The organism is Pseudomonas sp. TE3895, from assembly GCF_056278855.1.
On record NZ_JBWBQE010000001.1, the window covers coordinates 642,767 to 668,057 of the forward strand.

The 25,291-nt window shown below is 61.3% G+C and carries 19 protein-coding genes; 6 read left to right on the forward strand and 13 right to left on the reverse strand.

The genetic code is table 11. The features are described from left to right. Positions 1 to 131: 131 nt before the first annotated feature. Genes ACZ889_RS02830 through ACZ889_RS02840 form a run of 3 tightly spaced genes read right to left on the reverse strand, consistent with a single transcriptional unit; the run spans position 132 to position 5,334 of the window. Complete coding sequence (locus ACZ889_RS02830) at positions 132 to 3,185, reverse strand: efflux RND transporter permease subunit (RefSeq protein WP_003248945.1); 3,054 nt, start codon at positions 3,183 to 3,185, stop codon at positions 132 to 134. Next, positions 3,182 to 4,249 (reverse strand): efflux RND transporter periplasmic adaptor subunit, encoded by a 1,068-nt coding sequence (locus ACZ889_RS02835; protein WP_012054039.1) that lies wholly within the window; start codon positions 4,247 to 4,249, stop codon positions 3,182 to 3,184. The genes ACZ889_RS02830 and ACZ889_RS02835 overlap by 4 nt, the downstream gene beginning before the upstream one ends. Then, a complete protein-coding gene (locus ACZ889_RS02840) occupies positions 4,246 to 5,334 on the reverse strand; it encodes an efflux RND transporter periplasmic adaptor subunit (RefSeq protein ID WP_012054040.1) in 1,089 nt (362 codons plus the stop codon). The genes ACZ889_RS02835 and ACZ889_RS02840 overlap by 4 nt, the downstream gene beginning before the upstream one ends. 344 nt (positions 5,335 to 5,678) lie before the next feature. On the opposite strand from ACZ889_RS02840, the gene ACZ889_RS02845 reads away from it, so the two are divergent. Together ACZ889_RS02845 and ACZ889_RS02850 are read left to right on the forward strand one after the other, a co-directional pair. Next, positions 5,679 to 6,647, forward strand: coding sequence for an RHS repeat-associated core domain-containing protein (locus ACZ889_RS02845; RefSeq protein WP_152442327.1), 969 nt, complete (start codon positions 5,679 to 5,681; stop codon positions 6,645 to 6,647). A gap of 240 nt (positions 6,648 to 6,887) precedes the next feature. Beyond that, positions 6,888 to 7,790, forward strand: coding sequence for an RHS repeat-associated core domain-containing protein (locus ACZ889_RS02850; RefSeq protein WP_257645136.1), 903 nt, complete (start codon positions 6,888 to 6,890; stop codon positions 7,788 to 7,790). A 108-nt stretch (positions 7,791 to 7,898) separates the two neighbouring features. Here ACZ889_RS02850 and ACZ889_RS02855 read toward each other — a convergent pair whose 3' ends face one another. The 7 genes from ACZ889_RS02855 to ACZ889_RS02885 form a co-directional block, all read right to left on the reverse strand. Further along, positions 7,899 to 8,792 (reverse strand): ABC transporter permease subunit, encoded by an 894-nt coding sequence (locus ACZ889_RS02855; protein WP_003253739.1) that lies wholly within the window; start codon positions 8,790 to 8,792, stop codon positions 7,899 to 7,901. Beyond that, a complete protein-coding gene (locus tag ACZ889_RS02860; protein WP_003253736.1) occupies positions 8,789 to 9,709 on the reverse strand; it encodes an ABC transporter permease subunit in 921 nt (306 codons plus the stop codon). Before ACZ889_RS02860 ends, ACZ889_RS02855 begins: the two co-directional genes overlap by 4 nt. Next, entirely contained in the window at positions 9,706 to 10,848 is a 1,143-nt protein-coding gene (gene potA / locus ACZ889_RS02865; RefSeq protein WP_003253733.1) for a polyamine ABC transporter ATP-binding protein, read from the reverse strand. Before potA ends, ACZ889_RS02860 begins: the two co-directional genes overlap by 4 nt. A gap of 70 nt (positions 10,849 to 10,918) precedes the next feature. Continuing rightward, positions 10,919 to 12,013 carry a polyamine ABC transporter substrate-binding protein gene (locus ACZ889_RS02870; RefSeq protein ID WP_014592781.1) on the reverse strand — a complete coding sequence of 365 codons (1,095 nt, stop codon included), beginning with the start codon at positions 12,011 to 12,013 and terminating at the stop codon, positions 10,919 to 10,921. Positions 12,014 to 12,169: 156 nt separating this feature from the next. Then, positions 12,170 to 13,267, reverse strand: coding sequence for a polyamine ABC transporter substrate-binding protein (locus tag ACZ889_RS02875; RefSeq protein WP_010955708.1), 1,098 nt, complete (start codon positions 13,265 to 13,267; stop codon positions 12,170 to 12,172). A gap of 168 nt (positions 13,268 to 13,435) precedes the next feature. Then, the gene (locus ACZ889_RS02880) at positions 13,436 to 14,797 is read right to left on the reverse strand and encodes an aspartate aminotransferase family protein (protein ID WP_003253728.1); all 1,362 of its coding nucleotides are present in this window, start codon (positions 14,795 to 14,797) and stop codon (positions 13,436 to 13,438) included. A gap of 48 nt (positions 14,798 to 14,845) precedes the next feature. Beyond that, the gene (locus ACZ889_RS02885; protein ID WP_003253727.1) at positions 14,846 to 16,204 is read right to left on the reverse strand and encodes a glutamine synthetase family protein; all 1,359 of its coding nucleotides are present in this window, start codon (positions 16,202 to 16,204) and stop codon (positions 14,846 to 14,848) included. A 574-nt stretch (positions 16,205 to 16,778) separates the two neighbouring features. Between ACZ889_RS02885 and ACZ889_RS02890 the strand changes: the two genes are divergently transcribed. Beyond that, entirely contained in the window at positions 16,779 to 18,155 is a 1,377-nt protein-coding gene (locus ACZ889_RS02890) for a glutamine synthetase family protein (protein WP_003253725.1), read from the forward strand. Positions 18,156 to 18,303: 148 nt separating this feature from the next. On the opposite strand, the gene argA is transcribed toward ACZ889_RS02890, so the two are convergent. Both argA and argE read right to left on the reverse strand, forming a co-directional pair. After that, positions 18,304 to 19,602 carry an amino-acid N-acetyltransferase gene (argA, locus tag ACZ889_RS02895; RefSeq protein WP_003253723.1) on the reverse strand — a complete coding sequence of 433 codons (1,299 nt, stop codon included), beginning with the start codon at positions 19,600 to 19,602 and terminating at the stop codon, positions 18,304 to 18,306. Positions 19,603 to 19,726: 124 nt separating this feature from the next. Further along, the gene (gene argE, locus ACZ889_RS02900) at positions 19,727 to 20,869 is read right to left on the reverse strand and encodes an acetylornithine deacetylase (RefSeq protein WP_020193884.1); all 1,143 of its coding nucleotides are present in this window, start codon (positions 20,867 to 20,869) and stop codon (positions 19,727 to 19,729) included. A gap of 116 nt (positions 20,870 to 20,985) precedes the next feature. On the opposite strand from argE, the gene ACZ889_RS02905 reads away from it, so the two are divergent. Then, positions 20,986 to 22,353, forward strand: a complete 1,368-nt coding sequence (locus ACZ889_RS02905; protein ID WP_003253720.1) for a CYTH domain-containing protein — start codon at positions 20,986 to 20,988, stop codon at positions 22,351 to 22,353. Positions 22,354 to 22,484: 131 nt separating this feature from the next. On the opposite strand, the gene ACZ889_RS02910 is transcribed toward ACZ889_RS02905, so the two are convergent. Next, the gene (locus ACZ889_RS02910) at positions 22,485 to 22,955 is read right to left on the reverse strand and encodes an Lrp/AsnC family transcriptional regulator (protein ID WP_003253717.1); all 471 of its coding nucleotides are present in this window, start codon (positions 22,953 to 22,955) and stop codon (positions 22,485 to 22,487) included. Between the two features lie 126 nt (positions 22,956 to 23,081). On the opposite strand from ACZ889_RS02910, the gene ACZ889_RS02915 reads away from it, so the two are divergent. Continuing rightward, on the forward strand, positions 23,082 to 23,387 hold the full coding sequence (locus ACZ889_RS02915) for a hypothetical protein (RefSeq protein ID WP_003253715.1): 306 nt from the start codon (positions 23,082 to 23,084) through the stop codon (positions 23,385 to 23,387). Between the two features lie 185 nt (positions 23,388 to 23,572). Then, on the forward strand, positions 23,573 to 25,246 hold the full coding sequence (locus ACZ889_RS02920) for a GspE/PulE family protein (RefSeq protein WP_476257165.1): 1,674 nt from the start codon (positions 23,573 to 23,575) through the stop codon (positions 25,244 to 25,246). Positions 25,247 to 25,291: the final 45 nt, after the last annotated feature.

The following is a 25,291-nucleotide window of genomic DNA, read 5'->3' on the forward strand; positions in this document are numbered from 1 at the left end:
GTTTAAGAATTTTTATATAACCATTTAAAAGCACACGCCCCTTGTAGGAGCGGGTTTACCCGCGAATACGGTGGTCGATGCACCATCGCATTCGCGGGTAAACCCGCTCCTACAAGGGGCCATATGGGCCTTCAGGCGTGTTTCTGCGGCTCGCGGATCTTGTACCAGGCCACGTACAGCGCCGGCAGGAACAGCAGCGTCAGCAAGGTCGCCACGATGATCCCGCCAATCATGGCGTAGGCCATGGGGCCCCAGAACACCTCGCGTGCAATCGGGATCATGCCCAGGCTCGCCGCCGCCGCGGTCAGCAGGATCGGCCGGCGCCGATGGTTGGTGGCCTCCACCACCGCATCCCACGGCGACAGGCCCTGGGCTTCGAACTCGTCGATCTGGGTCACCAGGATCACCGAGTTACGAATGATGATGCCCGCCAGCGCAAGGATGCCGAGGATCGCCACAAAGCCCATCGGCGTACCCGTAGGCACCAGCGCCAACACCACGCCAATCAGCCCCAGCGGCGCCACGCTGACCACCAGGAACAGCTTCTGCACGCTGTGCAACTGGATCATCAGGAAGGTCGCCATGAGGAACAGCATCAGTGGGATGACCTTGGCGATCGGCCCCTGGGCCTTGCTGCTTTCTTCAACCGTACCCCCCGTGGCCACTTCGTAACCGACCGGCAGCTTGCTGGCGAACTCGTCAATTTTTGGCTTCAGCTGGGCCACCAGGTCAGTGGGCTGGATCTCGCCATTGACTGAGGCCTTGATGGTGATGGTCGGCTTGCGGTCGCGGCGCCACACCAGCGGCTGTTCCAGTTCGTAGCGCACGGTGGCGAACGACAGCAGCGGGATCGACGTGCCGTTAGGGGTGAGAATTTGCAGGTTCTGCAGGGTATCAGGCGAGCCACGCTCGCTGTCTTCGGCGCGCGCGACCACATCGACCAGGTAGATGTTGTCGTTGACCTGGGTGATCTGCACGCCACTGACGATGCTGTTCATCACATTGGCAACATCTTCGGACGACAGCCCCAGCTGGCGTGCCTTGTCCTGGGCAATTTCCACGCGCAGCACCTTACCCGGCTCGTTCCAGTCGTAGATCATCTCGCCGATGTGCTCGTTCTGGTCGAGCAAGGTGGCCAGCTCGATGGCGTGTTTGCGCACCTGGTCGATGTCGGCACCGCTGACCCGGTACTGGATCGGCCGGCCTACCGGCGGCCCCATCTCCAGCGATTGCACGTTGGTGCCGACGCCGACGAACTCTTCGTGCAGGATCTTCTGCAGGCGGTCCATCATGGCCTCACGCTCTTCGAAGCCCTTGCTGACAATCACCAGCTGCGCGTAGTAAGGGTTCTGCAACTGCTGATCGAGGGGCAGGTAGAAGCGGATCGCGCCCTGGCCGATGTAGGTACTCCAATGCACCAGGTCCGGGTCGTCCTTGATCCGTGCCTCGAAGCGGTCGACCACCTTGCGCGTCTCCTCGATCGAGGCGTTCTGCGGCAGGTTGAGGTCGACGAGAATTTCCGGGCGGTCCGAGGACGGGAAAAACTGGTTCTGCACAAAACGCATGCAGAAGATCGCCAGGGCAAACAGCACCACGGTGCCGATGATGGTCAACCAGCGGTTGCGCATGCACCACAGCAACCCGCCTTCAAATGCCCGCCCGACCCGGCCAGGCTCAGCCTCGTGAGCCTTGAGCTTGTCGCCTTTGAGAATATGCACGCCAAGCACCGGCGCGAAGAACACAGCCACCACCCACGACACGATCAGGGCCACGGCAATCACCGCGAACAGGGTGAAGGTGTATTCACCCGCAGAGCTGGCGTTGAGGCCGATAGGCACGAACCCGGCCACGGTCACCAAGGTGCCGGTAAGCATGGGGAAGGCTGTGGAGGTGTAGGCGAACGTCGCCGCCTGCTCCTTGCTTTCACCCATTTCCAGCCGCGTGACCATCACCTCCACGGTAATCATCGCATCGTCCACCAGCAGGCCAAGCGCAATGATCAGCGCCCCCAGCGAAATACGCTGCATGGTGATGCCGCTGTACTCCATGAACACGAACACCATGGCCAGCACCAGCGGGATCGAGCAGGCCACCACCAGCCCGGCGCGCACGCCAAGACTGACAAAGCTCACGGCCAGCACGATCACCACCGCCTCGAACAGCGCGCTGGTGAAACCGCCGACCGCCTGCTTGACCACCACGGCCTGGTCAGAAACGGTGTGTACACCGACACCCACCGGCAGGTCCTGGACCACCTGGTCCATGCGCTTTTTCAACGCCGCACCGAACACCTGGATGTTGCCGCCGGCCTTCATGCCGATGGCCAGGCCAAGGGCTGTCTGGCCGTTGTAACGGAACATTGGCGAGGGTGGGTCGACATAGCCGCGCTCGATGTCGGCGATATCAGCCAGGCGGAAGAAGCGGTCGTTGATCCTCAAGTTGACGGATTGCAGGTCTTTTTCCGAGGCAAACTGCCCGGACGTGCGCACCGAGATGCGCTCCGGGCCGGCCTCGATCATGCCGGCCGGCGTCACCGCATTCTGCGCTTGAAGTGCCTGCATTACCTGGCGCTGGTCAATGCCCAGGGCAGCCAGCTTGCGGGTGGAGAAGTTCAGGTACAGCACTTCGTCCTGGGTGCCGACCAGCTCGATCTTGCCGATGTTGGGTACATCGCGGACCTCGGCCCTTGCCTGTTCCACGTAGTCCCGCAGTTGGCGCAGGGTCAGGCCGTCAGCGGTAAAGGCATAGATCGAACCGAATACATCACCGAATTCGTCGTTGAAGCCCGGCCCCTGGATACCGGCGGGAAATTCGCCACGAATGTCCTGGATTTTCTTGCGCACCTGGTACCAGATTTCCGGGATGTCCTTGGCCTTGGTGGTGTCGCGAAGGTACACGTAGACCGTGGACTCGCCGGGGCGGGTGTAGCTTTTGGTGTAGTCGAGTGAATCGAGTTCCTCGAGCTTCTTCTCGATACGGTCGGTGACCTGGTAGAGGGTTTCGTCCTGGGTTGCACCGGGCCAGCGGGTCTGGATGACCATGGTCTTGATGGTGAACGACGGGTCTTCCTCACGGCCCAGGTTGAAGTAGGAAAAAATCCCCATCAACAGGCCAACGAACATCAGGTACCAGACGAACGATTGATGCTTGAGCGCCCAGTCGGACAGGTTGAAGCTTCCTTTCATTGCGCATCCTCGTCGAAGATGACCTTCTGGCCAGGCTTGAGGCTGTTGACGCCGGCAGTGACCACACGCTCACCGGGCTGCACGCCGGCGCTCAGTACGATGCTGTCATCGGTGCGGTCGATCAGCGCCACGTCACGGGTGGCCACGGTCTTGTGCTGCGTATCGATCACCCACACCTGGGTCTTGCCGTCGCGCTCGAGCAAGGCACTCAAGGGCAGTTCGCTGCGCGGGGACACTTCCGAGCTAAGGGTCACACTGATGGCGGTGCCAAGGTGAAAGGCCGCCGGTGTGCTGGCCAGGGTCAGGCGAGCACGGCGGGTCCGGGTGGTGGCATCGGCCTGGGGCTCCAGTTCGCGCAGGCTGGCCGTGGTGTTGATGGTCGGGTCCAGTTGCGAAGCAACGGTGAAGGTCAGGCCTTTGCTCAACTGCTCGGCCAGATCGATCGGCAGGTCGATTACCGCTTCCTTCACGTCCGGCCGGGCCAGGGTCACCACGGCTTGCCCGGCGGTAACGGTTTGCCCGGCTTCGGCCTGCCACGCGGTAATCACGGCAGCGTGGTCGGTACGCAGGGTGCTGTAGTCGAGCTGGTCGCGGGCCTGGCTGACGGCGGAGCGCGCCTGCTCCAACGCCGCGCTGGTGGTTTTCAGGTTGGTCTGGGCAATATCCAGCTGTGCCTGGGCGCCTACCCCACGGTCATACAGCTGCTGCTGGCGACGGGCATCGGCCTGGGCGTTGATCCACTGTGCCTGCACCTTGGCCAGATCGCCTTCGGCGGCGCGCAGCTGGTTCTGCTGGTCGGTGGGGTCCAGGGTGGCCAAGGTGTCACCCGGTTTCACCTGGGCGCCCACGTCCAGCCAGCGCCGGGCAATGCGCCCGGAAACCCGGAAGCCCAAGGTGCTTTCGAAGCGCGCCTGGATACTGCCGGCGAAGCGGCCCAGCTGCGACTGCACCTGGGGTTCGACCTTGACCGACAGCACTGGCCGGATCGCCTCTGGTGCCTCTTCTTCGCTACTGCAACCGACCAGCAGCACCCCGGCCGACAGCATCAGCAGCAGACGCTTCATAGCTCACCCCCTGGGCCCTTGGCGTCGACCTTCTGTACCTGCATGCCGGGGTGCAGCAACTGGCCGCCATTGACCACTACGGTCTCGCCGGCTTTCAGGCCGCTGGCGACCACGATCTTGCCGGTGAGGTAACGGCGGATTTTGACTTTGCGCAGTTCCACCTTGTCGCCCTCGCCCACCACCCACACGGCAGGCTCATGCAAGGCCTTGGTCAGCGCGGACCACGGCAGCTCGATGCTGGGCCGGCCCTGGGCATTGGTGGTGGCAGTAACCGGTGCCCCCAATTGCATCCCGGGCGGCACGTCCTTGAGCCCCACCTTGACCTGCACGGTGCCGCTTTGCGCCGACACGGTGGGGGTTATTTCGCGCACGAAGCCACGGGCCTGGACCTTGGGATCGTCCAGCAGGCTCACGACTACCCCGGCATCGCTGGGCGGCGCCACCAGCAGCGACTCGTAGACGTTGAACACCGCATCGCGGTCGCCATCGACGGCCAGGCTGAAGATCGGCATGGTCGCCTGCACCACCTGGCCGACCTCGGCCTGACGCTCGGTGATCACCCCGGCAGCCTCGGAGACCAGTGCGGTGTAGCTGAGTTGCTCGTTGGCATTGGCCAGTTGCGCCTGGGCGGCCTTGAGTGCGCTCTGATTGCTGCGCAGCGCGGCCTCGGCAGCATCGTACTCGCTCTGGCTGGTGTAGCCCTTGGGCAGCAGTTTTTGCTGGCGCACGAAGGCCGCACTGGTCTGGGTGACCCGCGCCTGCGCGGCGAATACCTCGGCCTTGGCCGAGTCGACATTGTTCTGCAGGTCTTTCGGGTCAAGCCGGGCGAGCACCTGGTTGGCCTTGACGTGATCGCCCACGTCGACGCTACGCGAAATGATCTTGCCGCCGACGCGGAATGACAAATCGGTCTGCACCCGCGCCTGCACGTCACCGGTCAAAGTGACCCTGGCAGCGAAATCGGTGGGTTGTACCTGCTGCACACCCACCCGAGGCAGCGTCTTGGGGACCTCTTCCTTGCTACAGCCGGTGAGCATGTACAACAACCCCAGACAGATGACCGACAGCGGACGCATCAACGCCATGCTGGCTCCTTGCTTGCGCACAAATGATTTGTGGGATGCGACTGTGAGCGTAGTTCAGGGTTCGATAAACATCACTGGCGGGGGCCATGCTGGCATTTTTGTTGCCGGCCCCGGCGGTTTCATGGCGAAAGGGCCGAGCCGAGCCGAAGCAGCCGCCTCGGAAAGGAAAAATCCGGGGCCTGCAATAGGGCTCGGATTCAGCAAGATGGCTTACTGATGACCTGACATTTCTACCAGTAGCCGGGCACTCCCCGCCACTGCACACTGTGTTCAAACTGATGTTTTCACCTGTGCGAGCAATAACCAGACAGCGCTCGGCTCAATGTCGAATCCCAGGAGGCCCCGTGGCCGCTGCAAAAAAAACACTGCGCTTTTATCAGAACAGCCGTATTGCTACCGAAGTCAAAGACGCTCTGACACATTCGGTCTTCCGGCATGCGGGTGGTCTTTTAGCGCAACGCGCCTCAGTTGCTGACGAAGGTCACTTACTTATGGGCGTTAGCAATACTGACACCGTCATGACCGAGTTAGGGCATGCCGCGCTGAAGACGTATCCCTACAGCCCTTATGGCCACTGCCCCGCCCGTAGCGAATCGAATACCCTCTTGGCATTCAACGGCGAGCCGCTGGACTTGGCAACCGGCTGCTATGCGCTCGGTAATGGGTATCGTCTGTATAATCCCACGCTCGAGAGGTTCTACAGCCCAGATAATCTTAGCCCATTCGGGAAAGGTGGGTTGAACGCTTATATGTATTGTGCGGGTGACCCGGTAAATCGCGTTGATCCCACAGGGCACTTAAGTTACGGCGTCATTTTGTCGGGGCTTCAATTAACCGGACTCGCTGCCATGGTTGCTGGAGTCGGGATGACGATCACTGGGGCAGCGATAAAAGACAAAAAACTAATGTGGGCTGGAGGAGCAGTTTTCGGATTAGGCCTAACGATGATGGGTGCTGGGGATTCTATATTGCACAGAATCCTCCCCCATTACTCTGCCAGGCCAACGCAGCCCCCTCGCCGCAGCCTTAATTCTATGCCTAGGTCGACAAACGATCAGCGAGTTCCAGCCTTCGCCCCCCCACGAGTTTTCACTGATAGTATGCCGGCACGTCAACCGGCTAATGCGCAAACGTCTCGACGACATCCTGAAATTTTACCTCTACCGACTTTCCACCAGGTAGTGCAGGAACCTCCGCCAACTTACCAACAAGTAATTGACGAACCTCCACCGACGTACCAAGAAGTGGTGCAAGCCGCTCATTCAACTTCATCTATGCGCGACACCGTAAGGACCTCCGGCCAGCGTGAATAATCAAAGAATCCACTGAGGATACCCGCGAAAGCGGCCGGTGCAGGTCGAAGCAGCCGCCTGGCAGATAAAACAATCCCAAGGCATGCGATACGCGGCAGGTTCAGCACACTTGATGACCTGACATTTCTACCAGTTGCCGGGCATTCAACCCCACCGCACACTGTGCTCAACCTGATGTTTCCACCTATGCGAGCAATAGCCAGGTAGCGCTATGCTCAACTTCGACGCCCTGGAGGTTTCGTGGCCGCTCCAACACAAACACTGCGCTTCTATCAGAACAGCCGTGTTTCTACCGAAGTCAAAGGCTCTCTGACACATTCGGTCTTCCGGCATGCGGGTGGTCTTTTAGCGCAACGCGCCTCAGTTGCTGACGAAGGTCACTTACTCATGGGCGTTAGCAATACTGACACCGTCATGACCGAGTTAGGGCATGCCGCGCTGAAGGCGTATCCCTACAGCCCTTATGGCCACTGCAACGCCCGTAGCGAATCGAATACCCTCTTGGCATTCAACGGCGAGCCGCTGGACTCAGCAACAGGCTGCTATGCGCTCGGTAATGGGTATCGTATGTATAATCCCACGCTCGAGAGGTTCTGCAGCCCAGATAATATTAGCCCATTCGGGAAAGGTGGATTGAACGCTTATATGTATTGTGCGGGTGACCCGGTAAATCGCGTTGATCCCACAGGGCACTTAAGTTTCGGTATCATTGGGGCGGGGCTTCATTATACTGCACTCGCCACCGGGCTTGTGGGAAGCGGGCTGGCGATCGCTGGAATGATTACAAAGTCCAAAAAACTAGAAATGGCTGGAGGATTTCTTTCCTTAGTAACCCTACTGATTATAGGTGCCGGGCAACTTGCCATGCTAAAAATGCGCACCATTAACGCTGCTCGGTCGGCCCCTCTCCCTGAAAATTTACCACCTTCTCACAGTCAAGCTATAAATCGCGCAAGGCCTAGTGTCCCTACAGAGCCCCCACCACCTTCTTACAGTGAAGCTACAGCAGCCTTGGAAGCGGCTCATGCAGCGGCTGCTCGAGCCCTTAACCCTAATGCAGGTACGTCCAGCGGGCCTGTTAACAACAACGGCAGTACAAGCGCATTTGCCACCCAGATCAGCATGGGCAATCTACGCCAATAATCATGATATGCCGACTGAGCTAAGAAAATCTGGTGAATATCAGCCAGGCAATTTCGGAGCTTGTACGAGCCTGTTCGCGGCACTGGCTCGCCGCGAACAGGCTCTATATCAGGCTGAAGCCGTGAGCTGGCTCGGGCGCTTGACCTGCGGCTGCGAAGCGTTGGCTGCAGCACCCTCTTCGATCGCCTGCTGAATCGCCTTGCGACGACGCTCTTCGGCCTGGCGGCTGAAGTACCAGACGAAGAAGGTCACCAGCGATACCGACAGCAAGATCAGGCTGGCCACGGCGTTGATCTCCGGTTTCACACCCAGACGCACCGCCGAGAACACTTCCATCGGCAAGGTGGTCGAGCCAGGCCCAGAGACGAAGCTGGCCAATACCAGGTCGTCCAGCGACAGGGCGAACGACATCATGCCGCCCGCCGCCAGCGATGGCGCGATCATCGGGATGGTGATCAGGAAGAACACCTTCCACGGCTTGGCACCCAGGTCCATCGCCGCTTCCTCGATCGACAGGTCCAGCTCACGCAGGCGAGCCGACACCACCACCGCCACATACGCCGCACAGAACGTTGTATGGGCGATCCAGATGGTGACGATACCCCGCTCCTGCGGCCAGCCGATCATCTGCGCCATGGCCACGAACAGCAGCAACAGCGACAGACCGGTAATCACTTCGGGCATTACCAGCGGCGCAGTGACCAGGCCACCGAACAGCGTGCGGCCCTTGAAGCGGGTGACGCGGGTCAGCACGAAGGCCGCCAGGGTACCCAGCGCCACTGCCGCCACCGCCGTGTAGCAGGCGATTTCCAGCGAGCGCATCACCGAACCCATCAGCTGGGTGTTGTCGAGCAGGCCGACGTACCATTTGATCGACCAGCCGCCCCACACCGTCACCAGCTTGGAGGCGTTGAACGAGTAGATCACCAGGATCAGCATCGGCAGGTAGATGAACAGCAAGCCGAGCACCAGCATCAGCTTGGAGAAACTGAAGCGTTTCATGCGCGGCCCTCCATCTCTTTGGCCTGGCTACGGTTGAACAGCAGGATCGGCACGATCAGGATCGCCAGCATCACCACCGCCAGGGCGGATGCCACCGGCCAGTCACGGTTGTTGAAGAACTCCTGCCACAGCACTTTACCGATCATCAGGGTTTCCGGGCCGCCGAGCAGTTCCGGGATCACGAACTCGCCCACCACCGGGATGAACACCAGCATGCAGCCGGCGATGATGCCGTTTTTCGACAACGGTACCGTGATCTTCCAGAAGCTGTTGAAGGTGCTCGAACCCAGGTCGGAGGCAGCTTCGAGCAGGCTCGGATCATGCTTCACCAGGTTGGCGAACAGCGGCAGGATCATGAACGGCAGGTACGAATAGACCACGCCGATGTAGACCGCCAGGTTGGTGTTGAGGATCTGCAACGGCTGGTCGATCAACCCGGTCCACAGGAGGAAACCGTTGAGCAGGCCGTTGTTGCTGAGGATACCCATCCAGGCATAGACGCGGATCAGGATCGCGGTCCAGGTTGGCATCATGATCAGCAACAGCAGGACCGTCTGGGTCTCCTTCTTGGCGTTGGCAATGGCGTAGGCCATCGGGAAGCCGATCAGCAGGCACAGCAGGGTGCTGAAGAACGCCATCTTCAACGAACCCAGGTAGGCCGAGAGGTACAGCTCATCCTCGGTCAACAGCCCGTAGTTGGCCAGGTTGAGGACCAGCTGGATCTTGTCTTCGACGTAGGTGTAGATCTCGGTATACGGCGGAATTGCCACGTCAGCTTCGGCAAAACTGATCTTCAGGACGATGAAGAACGGCAGCATGAAGAACAGGAACAGCCAGATGAACGGCACGCCGATCACCAAGTGCCGCCCCTCCGGGACCAGACGCTGGAAGGCTCGCTTGAGCTTGCGCAGTTTCATGACCGCAGTACCACGCCGCTGTCGTCTTCCCACCATACGTACACTTCATCGCCCCAGGTAGGACGGGTACCTTGGCGCTCGGCGTTGGCAACGAACGACTGCACGATCTTGCCACTCGGCAGCTCCACATAGAATACCGAGTGGCCACCCAGGTAGGCGATGTCGTGGATCTTGCCGCGCGACCAGTTGTGCTCGCAGGTTGGCTGCTGGGTGGTGACCAGCATCTTTTCCGGGCGCAGGGCGTAGGTGATGTGCTTGTCTTCCACCGAGGTGGTGATGCCGTGGCCCACGTAGATCTTGCGCTCCAGCTCCGGGCTGGCAATGATCGCGTAGCCTTCGGCGTCGTCGACCACGTCACCTTCGAACAGGTTGACGTTACCGATGAACTCGCACACCAGGCGGCTGGTAGGTGTCTCGTAGATGTCCACTGGCGAGCCGATCTGGGCGATCCAGCCCAGGTGCATGATCGCGATGCGCTGGGCCATGGTCATGGCCTCTTCCTGATCGTGGGTCACCATCACGCAGGTTACTCCCACGCGCTCGATGATCTCGACCAGCTCCAGCTGCATCTGCGAACGCAGTTTCTTGTCCAGTGCACCCATCGGCTCGTCGAGCAGCAGCAGTTTGGGGCGCTTGGCCAGCGAGCGGGCCAACGCCACACGCTGACGCTGGCCGCCCGACAACTGGTGCGGCTTGCGCTTGGCGTACTGGGTCATGTGCACCAGCTTGAGCATCTCGGCCACGCGGGCATCGATCTCGGCCTTGGGCATCTTGTCCTGCTGCAGGCCGAAGGCGATGTTCTGCGCCACGGTCATGTGCGGGAACAGCGCGTAGGACTGGAACATCATGTTGATCGGCCGCTCGTACGGCGGCATGTCGGTGATGTCGACGCCATCGAGGAAGATCCGCCCTTCGGACGGGCGCTCGAAGCCGGCCAGCATGCGCAGCAAGGTGGACTTGCCGGAACCGGAGCCGCCCAGCAGGGCGAAGATCTCGCCCTTGCGGATTTCCAGGGACACATCGTCCACGGCTACCGTTTCGTCGAACTTTTTCGTGACCCGGTCGATCTTGACCAGCACCTGCTTGGGTTGCTGGCCACCCTCGAGGGCTTTTTTATAGGCACCGGAGGCAACTGCCATGAGTGAAACTCCCAACAAGATTTTTGTGCCCGCGTGGCCTGTTCTACGGTGCCGTCGCGGGTCTGGATTTTTACTTGCCCGACTTGACCTTGGTCCAGCTGCGGGTCATCAGCCGTTGCACCTTGGGTGGCAACTCTGAGTTCACGAACATCTTGTCCAGCACTTCCTGCGGTGGGTAAACCGCGGCGTCAGTCCTTACGGCCTGGTCCATCAGGGCGCCAGCCTTGGGGTTCGGGTTGGCGTAACCGACGTAATCACTGACCTGGGCGATAACCTCAGGTTTCAGCAAATAGTTGATGAAGGCATGCGCCTCTTTGACGTTCTTGGCGTCCTTGGGGATCGCCAGCACGTCGAACCAGAGGTTGCCGCCTTCCTTGGGAATGGCGTAGGCCAGGTTCACGCCCTTCTTCGCTTCTTCAGCGCGGGCCTTGGCCTGGAACACATCACCCGAGAAACCTGCCGCGACGCAGATGTCGCCATTGGCCAGGTCGGTGATGTACTTGGACGAATGGAAGTAGGTCACGTAAGGGCGCACCGCCAGCAGTTTCTGCTCGGCCTTGGCGTAATCCTTGGGGTCGGTGCTGTTGGGGTTCAGGCCCATGTAGTTGAGCACTGCGGGGAGCATTTCGTCCGCCGAGTCGAGGAAGGCCACACCGCATTTGGAGAGCTTCTTCATGTTTTCGGGTTCGAACAGCACGGCCCAGGAGTCGATGGTGTCCACGCCCAGCGCGGCCTTGACCTTGTCGACGTTGTAACCGATGCCATTGGTACCCCACAGGTAAGGCACCGCGTACTCGTTGCCCGGGTCGTTCTTTTCCAGGCGCTTCATCAACGCCGGGTCGAGGTTGGAATAGTTGGGCAGCAGGTTCTTGTCGAGCTTCTGGAAGGCGCCCGCCTTGATCTGCTTGCCCAGGAAATGGTTGGACGGCACCACCACGTCATAGCCGGTGTTGCCGGCCAGCAACTTGCCTTCCAGGGTTTCGTTGGAGTCGAACACGTCTTGCACAGGCTTGATGCCCGTGGCTTTCTCGAAATCCGCGAGTGTGGTCGGGCCGATGTAGTCGGACCAGTTGTAGAAGTGCACCGTCGGCGCCGCTTGGACGCTGCATGCCAGCGTCAGGCCCGCGCCGGCCATCAAGGCCTTGCGGAATACAGAAATAGACAAGTGGGGGTCCTCACAATCAGTGCCTGGGTAGCGACAATGCTGCCGCACACGCAAAACCGGCGCGCAACTTAACTTCGCAGCCTCGATGCCGCAATCATCAATTACCTTTCAATGGCTCTGGGCCGGAAAACCCGGCCCAGAGCTGCCGCATCGGGCTTACTTGCCCGACTTGATCTTCGTCCAGCTGCGGGTGATCACTCGCTGCACAGAAGCGTCAGGCGCAGCGATCGCGTACAGCTGCTTCTTCACTTCGGCAGGCGGGTAGATGCTTGGGTCGCTGGTGATGTCTTTGTCCACGAACGGGGTGGCAGCAGCGTTACCGTTCGGGAAGCGCACGGCGTTGGTGATTTCAGCCATGATTTCCGGCTGCATCAGGAAGTTCATGAACTCGTAGGCCGCGTCTTTATGCTCGGCATCTTTCGGGATGGCAACCATGTCGTAGAAAGTACCGGCACCTTCCTTCGGAATGACGTAGTCCACTTTGACCTTGTCGCCCGCTTCATGGGCACGGGCCTTGGACTGCTCCAGGTCACCCGAGTAACCGACGGCTACACAGATGTTGCCGTTGGCCATGTCGCCGATGTACTTGGACGAGTGGAAATAGGTGATCGAAGGACGGATCTTGAGGAACAGGTCCTCGGCGGCCTTCAGGTCTTCTTTCTTGGTGCTGTCGGTCGGCTTGCCGAGGTAGTGCAGCGCAGCCGGGAGCATTTCGGTCGGGGCGTCGAGGAAGCTCACGCCGCAGCTCTTGAGCTTGGCGATGTTCTCAGGCTTGAACACCACATCCCACGAATCGATCTTGTCCACGCCCAGGGCAGCCTTGACCTTTTCCGGGTTGTAGCCGATGCCGATCGAGCCCCACATGTAAGGGAAGGCATGCTTGTTGTCCTTGTCGCTGGCATCGCCAACGGCCTTGAGCAGGTCGGGGTCGAGGTTCTTCCAGTTCGGCAGCTTGGACCGGTCCAGCTCCTCGTACACGCCCGCCTTGATCTGCTTGGCCAGGAAATTGTTCGAAGGCACGACGATGTCGTAGCCCGACTTGCCTGCCAGCAGCTTGGCTTCCAGGGTTTCGTTGCTGTCGAAGACGTCGTACTTGACCTTGATCCCTGTCTGCTTCTCGAACTTGGCGATGGTGTCCGGAGCGATGTAGTCCGACCAGTTATAGACGTTCAACACTTTGTCTTCAGCCTGAACAGCGGAGGCCATGGCACCCATCAGGGCGGCGGCCAGCAACGTCTTGCCCATTTTATTCATGCGTAATGCTCCAGAATTTTTATTTAGCAACTGTCCAGCAGCCAGAACCCACGGTGCAGAGCGCGCGGCGACTGAAACAGTCGCTAGTCTGGCAAGTTACAAGGCCCTGTATCAAGGAAAGCAGGGCCATGTAACGACTTAATGTCACAACGCTAGCCTAGCAAACGCTTATCGAATCGCCTCAAGGGTCAGGTCCAGGCACTTGCGCGCCTTTTCCACCAGTTCGTCGATCTCCGCATGGCTGATTACCAGCGGCGGCGCGATGATCATGGTGTCACCCACCGCACGCATGATGAGCCCGTTCTCAAAGCAGAAGGTGCGGCAGATCATGCCCACGCCCTTGCCCTCGTAACGGCTGCGGGTGGCCTTGTCCTTGACCAGCTCGATCGCACCCAGCATGCCCAGGCCGCGCACTTCACCCACCAGTGGATGGTCCTGCAGCTCACGCAAACGCTTTTGCAAATACGGTGCCGCTTCCGTGCGCGCCTTCTCGACAATTTTCTCGTCACGCAGGATGCGCAGGTTTTCCAGGCCCACCGCGGCCGCCACCGGGTGACCGGAGTAGGTGAAACCGTGGTTGAAGTCGCCGCCTTCGCTGATCACCTTGGCCACGGTGTCACGCACAATCACACCGCCCATGGGGATGTAACCGGAGGTCAGGCCTTTCGCGATGGTCATCAGGTCGGGCTTGAGGTCGTAGTAATCAGAACCAAACCACTCGCCGGTACGGCCGAAACCGCAGATCACCTCGTCGGCGACGAACAGAATGTCGTACCTGGCGAGGATCTCCTTCACCTTCGGCCAGTAGGTTTGCGGCGGGATGATCACGCCACCTGCGCCCTGGATCGGCTCGGCGATGAAGGCAGCGACGTTGTCTTCGCCGACTTCGAGGATCTTCTTCTCCAACTGCTCGGCGGCCCAGACACCGAATTCGTCAGGGGTCATGTCGCCACCCTCGCCGAACCAGTACGGCTGAGGGATGTGTACGATGCCCGGAATCGGCAGGCCACCCTGCTCGTGCATGCCGCTCATGCCGCCCAGGCAAGCACCGGCGAAGGTGGAGCCGTGGTAACCGTTGATGCGGCCGATGATGGTCTGCTTGTGCGGTTTGCCCTTCAGCGCCCAGTAGTGGCGCACCATGCGCAGCACTGTGTCGTTGCCTTCGGAGCCGGAGCCGGTGAAGAACACATGGGTCATACCTTTCGGCGCCACGTCGGTGATCGCCTTGGCCAGCTCGAGCGCAGGCGGGTGAGCGGTCTGGAAGAACAGGTTGTAGTACGGCAGCTCGCGCATCTGTTTTTCCGCCGCCTGCACCAGCTCTTCACGGCCGTAGCCGACCGCCACACACCACAGACCGGCCATGCCGTCGAGAATCTTGTGCCCCTCGCTATCCCACAAATGCACACCCTGGGCCTTGGTGATGATGCGCGGCCCCTTCTCCTTCAGTTGCTTGTAGTCACTGAAAGGTGCGAGGTGATGCTCCCCGCTCAGGGTTTGCCATTCACGGGTTTGCGGGTTGTTGACGCTCATGTGCTTCTCCGTTATTGGACCGCCGCGCTCCTGCGGCACCAGGGTTGATCAGACAGCGAACAGCAGGAACTCACGCTCCCACGAACTGATGACACGTTTGAAGTTTTCGTGCTCGGCGCGCTTGGTCGCGACATACCCGGTAATGAATTTCTTGCCCAGGTACTGCACCAGCGCACGGCTGTTTTCCATGCGTTCCAAGGCATCTTCGATGGTCAGGGGCAGGCGCAGGTTGCGGCGTTCGTAACCACGGCCCTGCACTGGCGCGCTGGCCTCGATGCCTTCGACCATGCCGATGTAGCCACACAGCAGGCTGGCGGCGATGGCCAGGTATGGGTTGGCGTCGGCGCCCGGCAGGCGGTTTTCGACGCGCCGGCTTTGCGGGCCGGCATCCGGTACACGCAGGCCGACGGTGCGGTTTTCTTCGCCCCACTCCACGTTTACCGGCGCCGAAGTGTCGGGCAGGAAGCGGCGGAACGAGTTGACGTTGGGCGCGAACAGCGGCAGCGCCTCGGGGATGAACTTCTGCAGGCCACCAATGTGGTTGAGGAACAGCTCGCTCATGCTGCCATCTTCATTGCTGAAGATGTTCTTGCCGGTGGCCACGTCGACCACACTCTGGTGCAGGTGCATGGCACTGCCCGGCTCGCCGGTCATCGGTTTGGCCATGAAAGTGGCAGCCACGTTGTGCTTGAGCGCCGCCTCGCGCATGGTGCGCTTGAACACCAGGATCTGGTCGGCCAGGTGCAGAGCGTCGCCGTGACGGAAGTTGATTTCCATCTGCGCCGTGCCGTCTTCGTGGATCAGCGTGTCGAGGTCCAGCTGCTGCAGCTCGCACCAGTCGTAGACGTCTTCGAACAGCGGGTCGAATTCGTTGGCAGCTTCGATCGAGAACGACTGACGGCCGGTTTCCGGGCGACCGGAACGGCCTACCGGGGGCTGCAGCGGGAAGTCCGGGTCTTCGCTGCGCTTGGTCAGGTAGAACTCCATCTCCGGTGCGACGATCGGCTGCCAGCCCTTGTCAGCGTATAGCTTGAGCACTTTCTTCAGCACGTTGCGCGGCGACAGTTCGACCGGGTTGCCCTTCTTGTCGTAGGTGTCGTGGATGACCTGTGCGGTTGGCTCGATGGCCCACGGCACGAGGAACACGGCGTTCTCGTCAGGGCGGCAGATCATGTCGATGTCTGCAGGGTCGAGCAGTTCGTAATAGATGTCGTCGTCGACGTAATCGCCGGTCACGGTCTGCAGCAGCACGCTTTCGGGCAGCCGCATGCCTTTTTCAGCGATGAATTTGTTGGTTGGCGAAATCTTGCCGCGCGTGATGCCGGTCAGGTCGCTGATCATGCATTCGACTTCGGTGATCTTGTGCTCTTTCAACCAATCGGTGAGCTGGTCGAGGTTGTTACTCATAAATACCTCAGGAGGTAAGGTGGTCCGCGACTTGATTCTGGATGGAGTCGATTGCTAAAGCAAAAACCCACGCGCAGAGCCACAGTGGATACACTGAAATCAGCTGTGTCCGTAATGAGTTCAAAAGGCAGGAAGACGAAGCGAAGGGCGGCAAGCCGCTACGAGGACGGGTCCGGGAACGCCAAACGTCAATTATTGCGGCCAGGGCGACCACGCCATTGACGAAGCTTGCAAAAACGACGGAAGTACCCGATTGCACTGCGCACGCAGTACTTTCAGGTCGCGGCAAGCGGACCATGTGACCCTCGTATTATTGTGTTCTGGGTTGTGACCGAGCTTAGCCTTGTTCATTTTTTTACACAACACTTCCGTAAAAAATAAAACACGGCACGTTTGAGATCACCCTTTCAGGCAGAAATAGCGGATAATGGCCTGCCCCGATATGCAGCAAATCTGCCGTAGATGTGCCATTTCAGGGCGTCATGGGGTTGGCTTGACATCAGTATGGCTTTTCGGTTGACTGGTCCTGCAAGCCCCCCTTGATTGATATTTTTAACAACAAAGGTGTTGCATCATGTCGGTACCCCCGCGTGCCGTTCAGCTTAACGAAGCGAACGCGTTCCTTAAGGAACATCCTGAGGTTCTCTACGTTGACCTTCTGATTGCAGATATGAATGGTGTGGTGCGTGGCAAGCGCATAGAGCGCACCAGCCTCCACAAGGTTTACGAGAAAGGCATCAATCTGCCGGCCTCCCTCTTTGCCCTGGACATCAACGGTTCCACCGTCGAAAGCACCGGGCTGGGCCTGGACATCGGCGATGCTGACCGCATCTGCTATCCAATCCCCGACACGCTCTGTAATGAGCCGTGGCAAAAACGCCCTACCGCCCAGCTGCTGATGACCATGCACGAGCTGGAAGGCGAGCCGTTCTTCGCCGACCCGCGTGAAGTGCTGCGCCAGGTGGTGAGCAAGTTCACCGATATGGGCCTGACCATCTGCGCCGCATTCGAGCTGGAGTTCTACCTGATCGACCAGGAGAACGTGAATGGCCGCCCGCAGCCGCCGCGCTCGCCAATCTCGGGCAAGCGCCCGCAGTCGACCCAGGTGTACCTGATCGACGACCTCGACGAGTATGCCGACTGCCTGCAGGACATCCTCGAAGGCGCGAAGGAGCAAGGCATCCCGGCCGACGCCATCGTCAAGGAAAGCGCCCCGGCGCAGTTCGAAGTCAACCTGCACCACGTGCCCGACCCGCTCAAGGCCTGCGATTACGCGGTACTGCTCAAGCGGTTGATCAAGAACATCGCCTACGACCATGAAATGGACACCACTTTCATGGCCAAGCCCTACCCGGGCCAGGCTGGTAACGGCCTGCATGTACACATTTCCGTGCTGGACAAAGATGGCAACAACATCTTCACCAGCGAGGATCCCGAGCAGAACGCCGCGCTACGTCACGCTGTCGGCGGTGTGCTCGAGACCCTGCCCGCGTCCATGGCGTTCCTCTGCCCGAACGTCAACTCGTACCGCCGCTTCGGCGCGCAGTTCTACGTACCGAACGCGCCAAGCTGGGGCCTGGACAACCGCACCGTGGCCCTGCGCGTACCGACCGGCTCGCCGGACGCCGTGCGCATCGAGCACCGCGTGGCCGGTGCCGACGCCAACCCGTACCTGATGATGGCTGCGGTGCTGGCGGGCGTGCACCACGGCCTGACCAACAAGATCGAGCCGGGCGAGCCGATCGAAGGCAACTCGTACGAGCAGCTGGAGCAGAGCCTGCCGAACAACCTGCGCGATGCCCTGCGCGAGCTGGACGACAGCGAAATCCTGAACAAGTACATCGATCCGAAGTACATCGACATCTTTGTCGCGTGCAAGGAAAGCGAGCTGGAAGAGTTCGAGCACTCGATCTCCGACCTCGAGTACAACTGGTACCTGCATACCGTGTAAACGAAAACGCCGCCCCCCATTGTGGGAGCGGCGTCGCGATAGGGGCGAAAGTGCCCCCAATATTTGCGCATCAAGCTGATAATGTCGGGGGCCGCTTTGCGGCCCTTTCGCGACGCAAGGCCGCTCCCACATGAGCTGCGGTACAGGCTTACAAGGGCTTCTCGAAAATCTTCGAATTGCGCTGGTAGTTGTACAGCGAAGCCCGCGCCGCCGGCAGCCGCTCCACGCCACTGGGCGCAAAGCCGCGCTCGCGAAACCAGTGCGCAGTGCGCGTAGTCAGCACGAACAAAGTACTCAAACCCATCTGCCGTGCCCGGCTCTCGATGCGTTCCAGCAGCTCATCGCCACGTCCGCCATGGCGGTACTCTGGGTTCACCGCCAGGCAAGCCAGCTCCCCGGCCTCGGAATCGGCAATCGGGTACAGCGCCGCACAGGCGATGATCATGCCCTCGCGCTCGACCACGCTGAACTGCTCGATCTCTCGCTCCAGCACTTCGCGCGAACGGCGCACCAGGATGCCCTGCTCTTCCAGCGGGCTGATCAACTCCAGCAGGCCACCGACGTCCTCGATGGTCGCCTCGCGCACCACTTCGAACTGCTCCTGCGACACCAGCGTACCGCCACCGCCCCGGGTGAACAGCTCGGTGAGCAGCGCGCCGTCCTCGGCATAGCTGACGATGTGGCTGCGCGCCACACCGCCTTTGCAAGCCTCGGCCGCAGCATCCAGCAGTTCGCCCTGGTAGTCGCTGCCTAGACGCTGCAGATGCGGAGCAACCTGCTGCGGGCGCAGTTCACGCACCAGCCTACCGTCAGCGTCCAACAGGCCCGGCTCGGCGCCGAACAGCAGCAACTTGTCGGCGCCCAGTTCGATGGCCGCGCGGGTAGCCACGTCTTCGCAGGCCAGGTTGAAGATTTCCCCGGTAGGCGAGTAGCCCAAGGGCGACAACAGCACGATGGAGCGCTCGTCGAGCAGGCGGCTGATGCCCTTGCGGTCGACGCGGCGCACTTCGCCAGTGTGGTGGTAGTCCACGCCTTCGAGCACGCCGATCGGCCGCGCGGTGACCAGGTTGCCGGAGGCCACGCGCAGGCGCGAGCCCTGCATCGGCGAAGCGGCGATGTCCATCGACAGCCGCGCTTCAATGGCCAGGCGCAGGGCGCCGACGGCATCGATCACGCAGTCCAGGGTGGCCGCATCAGTAATACGCATACCCCGGTGGTAGTGCGGGGTCAGGCCGCGATCGGCCAGCCGGCTTTCGATCTGCGGGCGCGAGCCATGCACCAGCACCAGCCGCACGCCCAGGCTGTGCAACAGCACCAGGTCGTGGACGATGTTGCCGAAATTAGGGTGTTCCACCCCATCGCCAGGGAGCATGACCACGAAGGTGCAGTCGCGATGGGCATTGATATAGGGGGATGCATGACGCAGCCAGTTGACGTAATCGGGCATGACAGGGCCTGTGGATAAGTGGACGGAGAACGGCGATGCAGGGGGCGTTCAGGATCATCGTCGGAACAGGCTTGCGGTCACGCGCGGTCTCCTCTAGGCAGGAACGAATCAGTTCGATTGACGTTTAGTGCAGGCAATAGTGCCGGATCAGGTCACGCAATAGACGCACGGTAGGCTCGATTCGTGACATTTCAAGGTATTCGCCGGGCTGGTGGGCACAGGCAATGTCGCCAGGGCCCAGCACGATGGTCTGGCAGCCCAGCTGCTGAAGATAAGGTGCTTCGGTGCCGAACGCCACCGCTTCAGCGCGATGGCCGGTCAGGCGCTCCGCGACCTGTACCAGTTCGACATCGGCAGCCTGCTCGAACGGCGGCACCTCCGGGAACAGCGGCGCATAGTCGATGCGCACCTCATGGCGCTCGGCCACGGGTACCAGCTTTTCGCGAATGGCCGCGCGCAGCTGGTCCACGTCCATGCCCGGCAGCGGCCGCAGGTCGAACTCCAGGGCGCACTGGCCGCAGATACGGTTGGGGTTGTCGCCGCCGTGGATGCAGCCGAAGTTCATGGTCGGGGTCGGCACGGTGAATTGCGGGTTGCTATAGGTTTGTTGCCACTGCTGGCGCAGGCCCATCAGCTCGCCCATGACCGCATGCATGGCCTCCATGGCGCTGCGGCCCAGGCTTGGGTCCGACGAATGGCCGCTGCGACCGAGGATGTCGATGCGGTCCATGAGGATGCCTTTGTGCATGCGGATCGGCCGCAGCCCGGTAGGCTCACCGATTATCGCTGCACGGCCCAGTGGCTGGCCGGCCTCGGCCAGGGCACGGGCGCCGGACATGGAGCTTTCTTCGTCGCAGGTGGCAAGGATCAGCAGCGGTTCCTTGAAGTCGTGCTCCAGCAGCGGGATGACCGCTTCGATGACCAGGGCGAAAAAGCCCTTCATGTCGCAGCTGCCCAGGCCGACCCAACGGCCATCGGTCTCGGTCAGCTTCAGCGGGTCGCTGGCCCACAGCTGTTCGTCATAGGGCACGGTATCGCTGTGCCCGGCCAGCACCAGCCCTCCCGGGCCGGTGCCACGGCTGGCCAGCAGGTTGAACTTGCCGGGGCTGACCTGCTGGATATCGCACTTGAAACCCAGGTCGCCCAGCCAACCGGCCAGCAGGTCGATAACCTGGCGGTTGGACTGGTCCAGCGCAGGTTGGGTACAGCTGACCGAAGGCGCGGCGATCAAGGCGGCAAACTGGTCTTTCAGCGTCGGCAACGGCATGCGCGTACTCCTCGGAAACGTTGCCCATCATAGGACTATCCGCTGTCTGGAATAAACCGTTGAGGGCTGACTGCTGTAGACTCTCTGCCAACCACGCCCCCTCTTTCGAGTCTGTGATGCACAAAGAAACCGAACTGAAGCTCCGCGCCAGCCGCGAGACCCTTGCCGCCCTGCGCGAGCACCCTCTGCTGAAAAAGCGCAACAAGTCCGGCTGGCAGACCCGTGAACTGCTCAACCAGTACTTCGACACCCCCGAGCGTGAGCTGTCCGCCGCCCGTGTCGCCCTGCGCCTGCGCCGCGATGGCGACGCTGTCATCCAAACCCTCAAGTGCCGCGGCCAGAGCGTGGCTGGCCTGTCAGAGCGCAACGAGTACGAATGGAACCTGGACAAGGTCAAGCTCGACCTGAAGAAGCTGGACGCCACCTGCTGGCCCGAGCAACTGGCCAACCTGGACAAGAAAACCATCAAGCCGCTGTTCACCACCGACTTCAGCCGTGAATACGCCGAAATCGCCTGGGGCCGCGGCAAGAGCAAGGTGGTGATCGAGGCCGCGCTGGACCAAGGCTTCGTGATCGCCGGCAAGCGCAAGGAAGAGATCTGCGAGCTGGAGCTGGAGCTGCGTGAAGGTGAACCGCAAGCACTGCTGGAACTGGCTGCAGAACTGGCCGCCAGCCTGCCGCTGATGCCGTGCGACATCAGCAAGGCTGAGCGCGGTTACCGCCTGCTGGAACCGGACAGCTACGAGCTGGACCTGCCGCACACCGCGCTGGAAGCCGAAATGGCCTTGGACGACGCCTATGCCGCCCTCGCCTGGCAACTGCTGGGCAGCAGCCAGCGCCTGGCCGAGCAGTACCGCCACAACGGCCACTGGCGCCTGCTCCAGGACTGGGTCGAGTGCCTGAGCGAGCTGCGCGCACTCACCGCCAGCCTGGGCCAGGCAGCACCGCGCGCCACCACCCGCGACCTGCGCGCCAGCCTTGATGCCTTGCTTGAAGACTGGCGCCCGCTGGTTCAGGCCGGCAACGATGACGAAGACATCCGTCGCGCCGCGCCCGAGCAGTTCGCCGAAGAGCTGGAAGACGTACGCTGGGGCCAGTTCTCGCTGGAAACCTCACGCTGGCTGATGGCCCGGACCTGGACCGCTGAGCGCAAGGGCCGCGGCGAACGCCAGGGCAAGGCGCAGTTGGCCAGCTGGCTGGGTCACCTGCTGGGTGAGGAAGGCCGCGCGCTGAAGCTGCCGCTGTACACCCAGCGCCCGGAAGACCTGGCTGAGCAGCTGCCACGTATCGAGCAACTTCTGGCTTGGCTGCACCACGCCCGCCAGGTGCTGGAAGCGCCGCAAATGGACCGCTTGTACGGCGACCTGAAAAAGCTGCACGAGCTGGCCGAGCAGCCCATCAGCGATGAAGTGCTGGAAGCGCGTATCGAACAGGCTCGGGCGGTGGACCAGAGCCGCGGCTGGAAGCACCTGCTCAAGGCGTGATACCGCGTCGCCTGCTTCGCGGGTAAACCCGCTCCTACAAAGGGTTCGCGCCAGGCGTGAGGCCGGTGTAGGAGCGGGTTTACCCGCGAATGACCACATCGGTGTAGGAGCGGGTTTACCCGCGAATGGCATCAACGCGATAGCGGCAGGCTAGTGGTGGACTTGATCTCGGAAAGCGCCACAATCGAATTCACCTCCTGAATCCCCGGCACGTTCGACAGTTTTTCGAAGAAGAACCGCTCGTAGGCCTCGATGTCCGACGTGACGATTCGCAGCAGAAAATCCACAGCCCCCATCAGCACATAACACTCCAGCACCTCAGGGAACCCGCGGATCGCCTCGGTGAACTCGGTGAAGTTGGAGCGCCCGTGGGCGTTCAGTTTCACTTCGGCGAAAATCTGCGTGTTCAGGCCGACCTTCTTGCGGTCCAGCAAGGTCACCTGCCCCCGAATCACCCCCTCTTCCTTCAAGCGCTGAATGCGCCGCCAGCACGGCGATTGCGACAGCCCGACGCGCTCGGCGATCTGTGCACTGGACAGCGAAGCGTCCTCCTGCAGCAGTTCGAGGATGCGACGGTCGTAGGCGTCCAGCTCGCTGTGCATTGTTTATTCTCCACATCAGATTTTTTTGAATAAAAGAATTCACCAATAAGGCGAAATCACCCAATCATAGCGAAAAAAAACCGCCACCAACGTGCAAGAATTTCTCCCTCATTTGCGGAGACCAGCATGAACGCACAGCCCCGTACCGACGCCTGGGCCGCCACCAACGCCCACAGCACCGTGCACTATCGCCTGCAGGCCGAGGCCGAGCCCGATAGCCTGTGCCGGGTGCTCAACCTGTTCGCCTTGCAGTTCCTGACCCCGCATAGCGTGCAGGTCAGCCAGCAGGATGACTGGCTGGATATCGAAATCGGCATTGGCGGGTTGAGCTGGCACCGGGCCGAGGTAATTGCACAGAAACTGCGTAACCTGGTGTGTGTGGGTGAGGTGAGCCTGACCAACTTGCAGCGAGTGGCGTTGGCAGTGGTCTGAACCATCCTCTCTGCCGGGCCGGTACCGCATAGCACTCAAGGCCCGTGCGATCCCTGTAGGAGCGGGTTCACCCGCGAAGCGTCCGGTACAGGCGCAGCAAAATCCCGAAACCTTTCACCTCCGATAGCCTCCCGCCGCCCGGCTAGCCTTGATCAGCACTACCCGATCAGGCACGGACGCCAACCATGCACACCCCCGACAACCCCGCACTCGACCTCAAGCGCGTGCTCCAGGCCCTGCTCGCTGACCAGCACCTGCACGCCAGCGATACCCTGCAAGTACTCGAACACGCCGCTGCCCACCCCGCTAGCCACCCGCTGGAGCACATCGCCGCCTGCAGCCTGGAAAGCCGCCAGCACCCCGGCCAGCCCCTGGACTTGGAGCACCTTTGCCAGTGGCTGGCCGACAAGGTCGGCCAACCCTACCTGCGCATCGACCCCATGCAACTCGACCTGCCCCAGGTCTCCGGCCTGATCTCCCCAGCCTTCGCCCAGCGCCACGGCATCCTCATCGTCGCCGCCGATGCCTCCAGCGTCACCGTCGCCAGCGCCCAGCCTTTCCAGGATGACTGGCAGGCCGACCTGGCCCGTAGCCTCGGCCGGTCGATCCGTCGCGTACTGGCCAGCCCGCAGCAGATCCGTCAGTCAGCGCAGTCGTTCCACCGCCTGGCCCAGTCGGTAAAAGGCGCGCAATATCAGCAGTCGGCCAGCCTGGGGGAACTTGAGCAATTGCTTGAGCTGGGCAAACGCCAGGCCGAGGCCAGCGCAGACGACGCACACATTGTGCATATCGTCGACTGGCTGCTGCAGTACGCCATCGAGCAACGCGCCAGCGATATCCACCTGGAACCACGCCGCGAACAGGGCCAGCTGCGCTACCGCATCGATGGCCTGCTGCACACCGTCTATGCCTTCCCCGCCGGGGTCACCCTGGCCCTCGTCAGCCGCCTGAAACACCTGGGCCGCATGGACGTTGCAGAGAAGCGACGGCCGCAGGACGGCCGGCTGCAAAGCCGCCTACCCGGTGGTGGCGAAGTGGAGCTGCGGCTTTCGACCCTACCCACCCCATTTGGCGAGAAACTGGTGCTGCGCCTGTTCGACCCGCACCAGTTGCAAGAGGGCTTCGACCGCCTTGGCCTGCAAGGCCAGCAACTGGCCCAATGGCAGCGCCTGCTACGTCAGCGCCAAGGCATCATCCTGGTCACCGGCCCCACCGGCTCCGGCAAAACCAGCACGCTGTACACCAGCCTCAAACTGCTGGCCACCCCACAGGTCAACCTGTGCACCATCGAAGACCCGATCGAGCGCCTGGAGCCTGCCTTCAACCAGCTGCAGGTGCAGCCCGCGCTGGACCTGGGGTTTGCCAACGCGGTCAGGGCTATGCTGCGCCAAGATCCCGATATCATCATGATCGGCGAAATTCGCGACCGCGAAACCGCCCTGGTGGCAGTTCAGGCAGCGCTGACCGGGCACCTGGTACTGTCGACCCTGCATACCAACGACGCCTGTGCAGCAATCACCCGCTTGCAAGAGCTGGGTGTGGCCGACTACCTGATCAAGGCAACGCTTATCGGGGTGATGGCCCAGCGCCTGGTGCGGACCGTGTGCACCGACTGCCAGGCAGGTTCATCAGCCACCTGCCGCGCCTGCCGCGGCACCGGCTTTCAGGGGCGCACAGGATTGTTCGAACTGCTCGAGCCCAGCGACACCTTGCGCGCATTGATCGGCCCTGATGCCGACCTGACCCGTTTGCGGCAACAGGCACTGGCCGATGGCCTGGTTGACCTGCGCCATTGCGGCGAGGCCAAAGTGGCCGCTGGGCAGACCCGTGCCGAGGAAGTGCTGCGTGTCTGCAACTGACGAAAAGTCCTTTGTATTCAAGGAACTTGCCTCGCCCGAAAAGAT

Excerpts from the sequence above, each read along its gene's own strand:
- ACZ889_RS02830 (WP_003248945.1), bottom strand. The coding sequence starts at position 3,185 with ATGAAAGGAAGCTTCAACCTGTCCGACTGGGCGCTCAAGCATCAATCG.
- ACZ889_RS02835 (WP_012054039.1), bottom strand. The coding sequence starts at position 4,249 with ATGAAGCGTCTGCTGCTGATGCTGTCGGCCGGGGTGCTGCTGGTCGGT.
- ACZ889_RS02840 (WP_012054040.1), bottom strand. The coding sequence starts at position 5,334 with ATGGCGTTGATGCGTCCGCTGTCGGTCATCTGTCTGGGGTTGTTGTAC.
- ACZ889_RS02855 (WP_003253739.1), bottom strand. The coding sequence starts at position 8,792 with ATGAAACGCTTCAGTTTCTCCAAGCTGATGCTGGTGCTCGGCTTGCTG.
- ACZ889_RS02860 (WP_003253736.1), bottom strand. The coding sequence starts at position 9,709 with ATGAAACTGCGCAAGCTCAAGCGAGCCTTCCAGCGTCTGGTCCCGGAG.
- potA (WP_003253733.1), bottom strand. The coding sequence starts at position 10,848 with ATGGCAGTTGCCTCCGGTGCCTATAAAAAAGCCCTCGAGGGTGGCCAG.
- ACZ889_RS02875 (WP_010955708.1), bottom strand. The coding sequence starts at position 13,267 with ATGAATAAAATGGGCAAGACGTTGCTGGCCGCCGCCCTGATGGGTGCC.
- ACZ889_RS02880 (WP_003253728.1), bottom strand. The coding sequence starts at position 14,797 with ATGAGCGTCAACAACCCGCAAACCCGTGAATGGCAAACCCTGAGCGGG.
- ACZ889_RS02885 (WP_003253727.1), bottom strand. The coding sequence starts at position 16,204 with ATGAGTAACAACCTCGACCAGCTCACCGATTGGTTGAAAGAGCACAAG.
- ACZ889_RS02890 (WP_003253725.1), top strand. The coding sequence starts at position 16,779 with ATGTCGGTACCCCCGCGTGCCGTTCAGCTTAACGAAGCGAACGCGTTC.
- argA (WP_003253723.1), bottom strand. The coding sequence starts at position 19,602 with ATGCCCGATTACGTCAACTGGCTGCGTCATGCATCCCCCTATATCAAT.
- argE (WP_020193884.1), bottom strand. The coding sequence starts at position 20,869 with ATGCCGTTGCCGACGCTGAAAGACCAGTTTGCCGCCTTGATCGCCGCG.
- ACZ889_RS02905 (WP_003253720.1), top strand. The coding sequence starts at position 20,986 with ATGCACAAAGAAACCGAACTGAAGCTCCGCGCCAGCCGCGAGACCCTT.
- ACZ889_RS02910 (WP_003253717.1), bottom strand. The coding sequence starts at position 22,955 with ATGCACAGCGAGCTGGACGCCTACGACCGTCGCATCCTCGAACTGCTG.
- ACZ889_RS02915 (WP_003253715.1), top strand. The coding sequence starts at position 23,082 with ATGAACGCACAGCCCCGTACCGACGCCTGGGCCGCCACCAACGCCCAC.
- ACZ889_RS02920 (WP_476257165.1), top strand. The coding sequence starts at position 23,573 with ATGCACACCCCCGACAACCCCGCACTCGACCTCAAGCGCGTGCTCCAG.